At 70.9% G+C, this 8,267-nt stretch carries 7 protein-coding genes; 4 read left to right on the forward strand and 3 right to left on the reverse strand.

The features are described 5' to 3' along the window. Window positions 1-518: PAS domain-containing protein (locus VF697_RS02425; RefSeq protein WP_331091840.1), on the reverse strand; the 518-nt coding region annotated here is incomplete at its 3' end. 291 nt (window positions 519-809) lie between these two features. Here VF697_RS02425 and VF697_RS02430 point away from each other — a divergent pair. Then, window positions 810-2,783 (forward strand): 4-alpha-glucanotransferase, encoded by a 1,974-nt coding sequence (locus VF697_RS02430; RefSeq protein WP_331091845.1) that lies wholly within the window; start codon window positions 810-812, stop codon window positions 2,781-2,783. Window positions 2,784-2,792: 9 nt separating this feature from the next. Here the strand turns inward: VF697_RS02430 and VF697_RS02435 are convergent, their stop codons facing one another. Together VF697_RS02435 and VF697_RS02440 are read right to left on the reverse strand one after the other, a co-directional pair. After that, complete coding sequence (locus VF697_RS02435) at window positions 2,793-3,485, reverse strand: AMIN-like domain-containing (lipo)protein (protein WP_331091841.1); 693 nt, start codon at window positions 3,483-3,485, stop codon at window positions 2,793-2,795. Window positions 3,486-3,623: 138 nt separating this feature from the next. After that, on the reverse strand, window positions 3,624-4,097 hold the full coding sequence (locus tag VF697_RS02440; protein ID WP_331091842.1) for a CHRD domain-containing protein: 474 nt from the start codon (window positions 4,095-4,097) through the stop codon (window positions 3,624-3,626). A gap of 306 nt (window positions 4,098-4,403) precedes the next feature. On the opposite strand from VF697_RS02440, the gene VF697_RS02445 reads away from it, so the two are divergent. The 3 genes from VF697_RS02445 to VF697_RS02455 all read left to right on the forward strand — a co-directional run bounded on the left by VF697_RS02445 (window position 4,404) and on the right by VF697_RS02455 (window position 8,263). Next, a complete protein-coding gene (locus VF697_RS02445) occupies window positions 4,404-5,696 on the forward strand; it encodes a pyridoxal phosphate-dependent aminotransferase (RefSeq protein WP_331091846.1) in 1,293 nt (430 codons plus the stop codon). A gap of 62 nt (window positions 5,697-5,758) precedes the next feature. Beyond that, window positions 5,759-7,045: an MFS transporter gene (locus tag VF697_RS02450; RefSeq protein ID WP_331091843.1), complete on the forward strand. Its 1,287-nt coding sequence runs from the start codon at window positions 5,759-5,761 to the stop codon at window positions 7,043-7,045. Window positions 7,046-7,093: 48 nt separating this feature from the next. Then, the gene (locus VF697_RS02455) at window positions 7,094-8,263 is read left to right on the forward strand and encodes an SDR family oxidoreductase (RefSeq protein WP_331091844.1); all 1,170 of its coding nucleotides are present in this window, start codon (window positions 7,094-7,096) and stop codon (window positions 8,261-8,263) included. Window positions 8,264-8,267: the final 4 nt, after the last annotated feature.

The following is an 8,267-nucleotide window of genomic DNA, read 5'->3' on the forward strand; positions in this document are numbered from 1 at the left end:
GCCTCGGCCAGCAGGCTGAGCTTCTCCTGGGTGCGCATCACCTCGGTGATGTCCCGGAAGACGTTGACGGCGTACACCACCTGGCCGTGCGCATCGCGGACGGGTGCCGCGGACACCCGGTACCACGCGTCCTCGCCCGTCATCCGGTCGCGGAAGCGCAGGATGCGCTCGGGGGGACTCTGGCCCGTGAGCACCTGCCGGCCGGGCAGCAGGTCGGCGCTCAGGGGCTGCCCCGAGGCGTCGAACATCTCGTAGCGCGCGAAGACCTTGGAGCCGCCCGTGCGCGGCAGCTCCTCCCGGGAGTCGATTCCCAGAATGCGCAGGGCCGAGGGGTTGGCGAAGCGCAGCGAGTAGTCCGGGGCCTGGACGGTGACGCCGTCACTCACCTGGGCGAAGAGCGACTCCACCAGCGGGCGGGCTTGCTCGAAGAGTCGTGCCAGCACCTCCGCCGACAGTCCCTCGCCAGCGGGGGCGGTGGGGAGTGCGAGAGGCGAGGGGGGCGGGGCCACGGTGCTCATCAGGAACTCCGAGTCGAGGCGTCAGTCTCTCGTGGGGCCCGCCCTGCTTCCAACGGGAAGCGGTGCCGTCCCTCCGCTCGCGCCCTCTCAGTGTTCACTGGGAGGGGCCGAAGGCCGCCCGTCCAGCGCGGTGCACCCGGAGGCCGGGCCCGTGCACTCCTGGTCCGCACGGCGCCGGAGCCGGCTGCCAATCTGTCAGCACCTGCGCAGGAGGTGGGCCGCCAGGGGGGCAGAGGGTTCACGGCCTCGCGACTATCTCCTAGGGTGGATGCCTCTCCCCGAGTCGTGCCGATGCCCCGAGCCACCCTGCCCGAAGACTACCGGCGACACGTGACGGCGGCCCTGGCCGCGCTGAACGTGCGCAACCTGGTGCTGAGCATCCACGACCCGAGCTTTCCGAGCGTCCCGGGCGAGGATCTCGGCCGGGGCTCGCCGTACTCGGAAGGGGGCATGCGCTTCCTCGAGTTCACGCGGGAGCTGGGCTTCAACGGCATCCAGCTCGGCCCCCAGGGGCAGACGTCGGAGGACAACGCCTCGCCGTATGACGGGACGCTCTTCTCGCGCAACGTGCTCAACGTGGCGCTCGCCTCCCTCACGCACGAGGAGTCCTGGGGCGGCCTGCTGCGGCCCGAGCGCGTGCGGACCCTCGTCGCCTCCCGGCCCGGTGGCGGCGAGCCGCGAGCGAAGCACCGCTACGCCTGCCGCGCCCAGAGCGAGGCGCTGGAGGAGGCGTGGAGCACCTTCCAGCACAAGCGGGCCCAGGCCACGCCGGGCAGCGCCATCACGTGGCTCGCCGAGCACTTCGACACCTTCCGGCGCGAGCACCACGAGTGGCTGGAGCGGGACGCGCTCTATGACGCGCTCTGCACCGAGCACGGGCGCCCCTACTGGAAGGAGTGGCCGAGCGAGTGGGATCGGCGGCTGTGGAGCCCGCGCGCGGGCGAGGTGGCGCCGTTCGCCCAGCGCCGGCAGGTGCTGCTGGCGAAGTACGCCGGGCAGGTGGAGGCGTATGCCTTCCGGCAGTTCCTGGTGCACTCGCAGCACGCGGCGCTGCGGGAGCGGACGGTGGCCTGGGGCCTGAAGCTGTACGGGGATCTGCAGATTGGCTTCTCGCCGCAGGACGCGTGGGCCTACCAGGGGCTCTTCCTGGGCTCGTACCTGATGGGGGCGCCGCCCAGCCGCACCAACCCCGAGGGCCAGCCGTGGAACTACCCGGTGTTGGATCCGGGGCAGTACCACGCGCCGAACGGGGCGCTGATCGATCCGGACATTCCGATTCCTCAGCCGGGACCGGTGCTGTGGTTCATGGCCTCGCGGGTGAACAAGATGCTGTCCGAGTACGACGGACTGCGCATTGATCATCCGCACGGGCTGGTGTGCCCGTGGGTGTACCGCGCGGGAGAGCTGGACGCGCTGCGCGCGGTGCAGAACGGGGCGCGGCTCTTCTCCTCGCCGGACCTGCCCGAGCACCCGGAGCTGGCGCGCTGGGCCATCGTGGCGGCGGGGCAGCTCGACCGCTCGGTGCCGCGCTACGCGGATGGTGCGGTGCGGGAGCTGAACGCGGTGCAGGTGCGTCGCTACAGCGCGCTCTTCGACGCCATCATCGCGGCGGCACACGCCCACGGGCGCAAGGTGTCGGACCTGCTGTGCGAGGTGTTGAGCACCCTGCCTCATCCGCTGCAGCGGGTGATCGACCAGTACGGGCTGGGGCGCTTCCGGGTGACGCAGAAGGCGGACCTGACGAACCCCCGGGACGTGTACCGGAGCGAGAACGCCGTGCCCGCGGATTGGATCATGCTGGGCAACCACGACACGAAGCCCATCTGGGCCCTGGCGGACCACTGGCGGCAGGCGGGCGGAGCGCGGGCGCAGGCGGACTACCTGGCGTGGCGGCTGCACCCGGAGGAGGAGGGGCGCGAGGACTTCGCACGGCGGCTGCTGGGGGAGCCGGGGCTGCTGGTGCAGGCGAAGTTCGCGGACCTCTTCGTCAGCCGGGCGGAGAACGTGATGGTGTTCTTCGCGGACCTGCTGGGGATGAAGGAGACGTACAACGCGCCCGGCACGGTGAGCGAGGAGAACTGGAGCCTGCGCGTGCCCAACGACTACCGGCGCGAGTACGCGGAGAAGCTCCAGGCGCATGGCGCGCTGAACCTGCCGCTGGCACTGGCGCTGGCGTTGCGCGCGGGCGGAGAGGAGGCCCGCGCGCGACACCAGGGGCTCATCGCGGCGCTGGAGCGACTGGCCACGGCGCTACAGCGCGGGTGACGAGCGGGCTCAGTACTGCACGTCCACCACGAGGCGGGTGGGCTCCTTGAGCTCCATCACCCGGTACTTGTTGGGGCGCTTCACGCCGAGCACCCAGGTGACCTCGCCCTCGAAGTCGCACGTCAGCTCCAGCTCCTCGAGCACGGGGAGCTTGGGGTTGCGCTCGCGCTCGGCGACCGTCACCTGGCCGTCGGCGTGGGCCTGGGCGGGCGTCATGCGCACCTGGAGCCAGCCCTGGCCGGCGATGGGCGTGGGGTCTCCGGAGCCGCACTTGATGACGGGCTTGTCGATGTACTCGAGGTGGTAGCCGGGCACCTGGTCGCCGTCGAACTGGAACACGACGCGGTCGAAGCCCTCGTTGCGGGCCGAGCGCACCTCGCGCAGCGTCACCGCCTTCAGGGTGGAGCGCTGGATGTCCACGCGGCCCGCGGTCCACTCGCGGTTCTTCGGATCCTCGGGCTGGAGGGCCTGAGAGCCGGCGGGGGTAGGGGAGGGCGGAGGCGTGGTCCCGGGAGCGGGCGTGGCCCCGGCATCGGCTCCGGTGCCAGCGTCGGCCTCGGCCTGCTCGGCGGGAGCGGGGGGCGTGGCGGGCTCGGCGGCGGGAGCGGGCACGGGCGGTGCGGCCGGCTCGTCCTTCTTGCATCCCGTCATCGCGAGGCAGGCGGCGAGCCCCAGCGGCATCCAGCGTCCGGTCACCTTCATCGTCGTCCTCCTGACGGCCCGCGGGGTCGGGGCCGGAAACGGGGCCCCATGTGTCACGAGCCGCGCCCGAGTGCCAGCGGGATTACCTCGGGGCAGCCAGCGGAGCCGGGACGACGGCGGCTCCGCCAGGAGAGGGCCTCAGTCCTTCTGCTCGATCGGAATGAGCTGGCCGCGAATCTCTCCGCCCTGGTTGTTCATGCTGTGGACGTTCACGTAATAGAGGCCGTTCTTGAAGTCCTGCACCTGCTCGGCGCTGAGCTCCTGGGTCGTGGTGAAGGTGCCGTTGCGCTTGTCGGTGCTGGTGACGGTGAGGCTGAAGACGACGGGGCCGGCCGTGCCCGCGGCGCCCTGGTGGACGTGGGCCGGGCTGCCGGACACATTGAACAGCTCGCTCCCCAGTCCGTTGAAGGCGCCGGTGACGGTGAGCTCATCGCCGTCGAGCGTGGCGGTGGCCGTCCCGCCGGCGTTGGTCGTGACCGCGGGGACCTCATTGCCGCCCGTGAGCGAGGTGGTTGCCACGAACGGGTTGCTGCCGCAGCCGGCCAGTGTCAGCAGCCCGGCGCCCACCAACGTCAGCACCGCCCCCCAACGCTTCGTGTGTCGCGTGTGCATCGGTGTCTCCTGTCCGCCAGGGCCCGTGGTCGTGCCCGGAATGGGCCGGAGGTCCCGGTGGCGGGTCCCGTGTGTAGAGGACTTCCGGGGCGCCATGGCTTCCACGTGACCGGGAGTGCCCGGTATCTGGCAGTCCCGGGGCCTGGCCGTTCGCTCCTCGTACCTCGGGTGGGTCTGGGGGAGGGAGGGGGCGTCCGGGCGGTACACGTCCGGGGTGCATCAATTCACACGGACTGCTTGGGAGGACGTACGCCGCCGCGTATATCGTTGCCTGGACGCGTACCCGCATCTGGAGCGATGACTTCAATGGCCCTCGATCTCACCCCCCTGCTTGGTCCCCGGCGCGACGACACCATCAGCACGATGGTGCGCGGTCTCGTCGGTAGCGAAATCCTCCGCATCGCCGGGGAGATCCGCGAGGTGGTGGCCCAGGGCAAACAGGTGTGCAACCTGACGGTGGGTGATTTCAGCCCCAAGGAGTTCCCCATCCCGCCCGGGTTGAGCGAGGGCATCGCCACGGCGCTGAAGGCGGGCGAGACGAACTACCCGCCCTCGGACGGAGTGCTGTCGCTCCGGCAGGCGGTGCTGCGCTTCTACGAGCGCGCGCTCGGGCTGAAGTACCCGCTGGAGAGCGTGCTCATCGCCGGCGGTGCGCGGCCGGTCATCTACGCCATCTTCCGCGCGGTGGTGGATCCGGGAGACATGGTCGTCTACCCGGTGCCCTCGTGGAACAACAACCACTACACGCACATGGTGGGGGCCAGGCACGTCCCGGTGGTGACGGACCCCGAGCACGGCTTCATGCCCACGGTGGAGCAGCTCGCGCCGCACCTGAAGGAGGCGCGCCTGCTGTGCCTGTGCAGCCCGCTCAACCCCACGGGCACGATGATCTCGCCCGAGGCCCTGCGCGACATCAGCCAGCGCGTGGTGGAGGAGAACCGTCAGCGCGAGGCGCAGGGGCGCAAGCCGCTCATCGTGATGTACGACCAGATTTATTGGACGCTCACGTTCGGGCAGACGAAGCACGTGACGCCGCTGGAGCTGGTGCCGGAGCTGGCGCCCTACACGGTGTTCGTGGACGGCATCTCGAAGGCGTTCGCGGCCACGGGCGTGCGCGTGGGCTGGGCGCTGGGGCCGCCGTCCATCATCTCGCGGATGAAGGACGTGCTGGGGCACGTGGGGGCGTGGGCTCCCAAGGCCGAGCAGGTGGCGGTGGCGCGCTTCCTGGATGACGTGCCGGCCACCTCGGGCTTCCTGGAGGTGATGCGGCGGCGGGTGGACGAGCGGCTGGTGGCGTTGCACCAGGGCTTCACGGCGATGCAGGAGGCGGGGCTGCCGGTGCGCTCCATCGCGCCGCAGGGCGCCATCTACCTGTCGGCGCGGTTCGATCTGATCGGCAAGGCGGGGCTGAAGACGAACGACGACATCCGCAAGCTGCTGCTCGACAAGGCGGGCTTCGCGCTGGTGCCCTTCCAGGCCTTCGGTCTGAAGGAGGACACGGGCTGGTTCCGCCTGTCGGTGGGCGCCGTGTCCCTGGAGGAGATTCGAGCGGCGCTGCCGAAGGTGGAGGCGGTGCTGCGCGAGTCGGCGGGCAAGTAGGCCCCTCGGGAATAGTGGTGCCGTGCCGCCGTTGAGGGCGGCACGCTCGGAAACCACTCCCCATGCTCAAGAAATTCGTGAACGTGAAGGACGAGGAGGTGGGCTCGCTCCTGCTGTCCTTCGTGTACTTCTTCACGCTGCTGTGCGGCTACGCCATCCTCAAGCCGCTGCGCGACGAGATGGCGACGGCGAAGGGGGTGAAGAACGTCTCGTGGCTCTTCACGGCGACGTTCGTGGTGATGCTGGTGGCGGTGCCGGCCTTCTCGGCGCTGGTGGCGCGCTGGCCGAGGCAGCGGGTCATCCCGCTCGTCTACCGCTTCTTCCTCGTCAACCTGCTGGCCTTCTTCGTGGTGCTGAAGCTGGACGTGGGGCGCGATGTGGTGGCGCCCGTCTTCTTCGTCTGGGTGAGCGTCTACAACCTCTTCGTCGTCTCCATCTTCTGGAGCTTCATGGCGGACCTGTTCGCGAGCGAGCAGGGCCGGCGCCTCTTCGGCTTCATCGCCGCGGGGGGCACGGTGGGCATGCTGGTGGGGCCCTTGCTGGTGAAGCACCTGGCCGAGCCGCTGGGCGCCACGAACCTGATGCTCCTCACCGCGGTGCTGCTGGAGAGCAGCGCGCAGTGCGTGCGGCTGTTGTCGCGCCGGGCGCCCCTCGTGCAGCCCCGGGCGGCCAGCGCCGAGGCTCCGGTGGGAGGAGGCGTCTTTGCCGGGCTGCGGCTGCTGTTCTCCTCGCCGCTGCTGCTGGGGCTGGGGCTGCAGATGCTCCTCTACGCGGCCACCTCCACCTTCCTCTACAACCAGCAGGCCCACATCGTGGCCACGGTGGCCTCGGGCGCCAACGCGCGCACCGCCGCCTTCGCCAACATCGACTTCTGGGTGCAGGCCCTCACGCTCGTGCTGCAGGTGCTGGTGACGGGTCGCCTCATGGCGCGCTTCGGCCTGGGCCTGACGCTGGCGGTGGTGCCCCTGCTCACCGCGCTCGGCTTCCTCGGGCTGGCGGTGGCGCCCACCCTGTCGATGCTCATCGGCTTCAAGTCGCTGCGCGGCGCCACCCACTACGCCTTCGAGCGGCCCGGGCGCGAGGTCCTCTTCACCAGCGTGGACCGGGAGGCCAAGTACAAGTCCAAGGGCTTCATCGACACGGTGGTGTACCGCGGCAGTGACTCGGTGAGTGCCTGGCTGTACACGGGCCTGGACGCGCTGGGCATGGGCGTGACGGCGCTGGCGCTGGCCGCGGTGCCCGTCTCGGGCCTGTGGCTCACCGTGTCCCTGTGGCTCGCCCGGCAGCAGCAGCGCGCCTCCGCGTCCGTCTCGGCCCCCACGCTGACGCCCGTGGACGCGGCCCGCTGACGCTCCGCGACACTTCGCACGTCTCCAACCCAAGAGGGGGTAGTCCGCATGAAGCTGTCTCGCAGAGGGGTGTTGAAGGGGGCCGCCGCGTTCGGCTCGCTCTGGGCCGTGGGGTGCTCCTCCACCCGGCAGGGCAAGGAGGGCGCCGAGCCGGCCCGGGCGTCCGCTTCCAGCGGGGGCAAGCGCATCCTCATCCTCGGCGGCACGGGCTTCCTGGGGCCTCAGTTGGTGGAGGCGGCGCGCTCGCGCGGCCACACCGTCACCCTCTTCAACCGCGGCAAGACGCGGCCCCAGCTCTTCCCGGACGTGGAGAAGCTGCACGGCGACAGGGATCCCAAGGTGGGCGAGGGCCTGAAGGCGCTCGAGGGCCGCGGCTGGGATGCCGTCATCGACACCTCGGCCTACGTGCCCCGCATCGCGCGGGCCTCGGCGGAGCTGCTGGCGCCCCACGTGGGCCACTACGTCTTCATCTCCACCATCTCCGTCTACAAGGAGCTGCCCCGGCCGGGCATGGACGAGAGCGCGCCGCTGGCCACCGTGGACGACCCGGCCAACGAGAACGTCCGCGAGAACTACGGTGCCCTCAAGGCCCTGTGCGAGCAGGCCGTCGAGGCGGCCTTTCCCGGGCGCGCCACCCACATCCGCCCCGGCCTCATCGTGGGCCCGGATGACCCCACCCAGCGCTTCACCTACTGGCCGGTGCGCGTGGCCCGCGGGGGCGAGGTGCTCGCTCCCGGTGGGGGCTCGGACCCGGCGCAGTTCATCGACGCGCGCGACCTGGCGGAGTGGGCCCTCCGCACTATCGAGAACCGGGACTTCGGCACCTTCAACGCCACGGGCCCCGCGAAGCCGCTCACCATGAAGGACTTGCTGGAGGCCTGCGAACAGGCCAGCGGCGGCAACGCCACCTTCACCTGGGCCGATGCCGCCTTCCTGGAGAAGCACAACGTGCGGGCCTGGATGGACATGCCCGTGTGGGTGACGCCCGAGGGCGAGATGGCGGGCATGAGCAGCGTGAGCAACGCCAAGGCGATGGCGCGCGGGCTGAAGTTCCGCCCGACGGTGGACACGGCGCGCGACACGCTGGCCTGGTTCAACGGGCTGCCCCCGGAGCGGCAGGCGGAGCTGCAGAAGCGGGCTGGCCTCACCCCGGAGCGCGAGCGCGAGGTGCTCGCCGCCTGGCACCAGCAGCGGGCCGGTGCGGCCCCCGCGCCGTAACGGC

This window comes from Archangium sp., assembly GCF_036388035.1.
Taxonomy (GTDB): domain Bacteria; phylum Myxococcota; class Myxococcia; order Myxococcales; family Myxococcaceae; genus Archangium.

Bases quoted from the DNA above. Each gene is read 5' to 3' on its own strand.
- VF697_RS02430 (WP_331091845.1), top strand. From the start codon at position 810: ATGCCCCGAGCCACCCTGCCCGAAGACTACCGGCGACACGTGACGGCG.
- VF697_RS02455 (WP_331091844.1), top strand. From the start codon at position 7,094: ATGAAGCTGTCTCGCAGAGGGGTGTTGAAGGGGGCCGCCGCGTTCGGC.
- VF697_RS02445 (WP_331091846.1), top strand. From the start codon at position 4,404: ATGGCCCTCGATCTCACCCCCCTGCTTGGTCCCCGGCGCGACGACACC.
- VF697_RS02440 (WP_331091842.1), bottom strand. From the start codon at position 4,097: ATGCACACGCGACACACGAAGCGTTGGGGGGCGGTGCTGACGTTGGTG.
- VF697_RS02435 (WP_331091841.1), bottom strand. From the start codon at position 3,485: ATGAAGGTGACCGGACGCTGGATGCCGCTGGGGCTCGCCGCCTGCCTC.
- VF697_RS02450 (WP_331091843.1), top strand. From the start codon at position 5,759: ATGCTCAAGAAATTCGTGAACGTGAAGGACGAGGAGGTGGGCTCGCTC.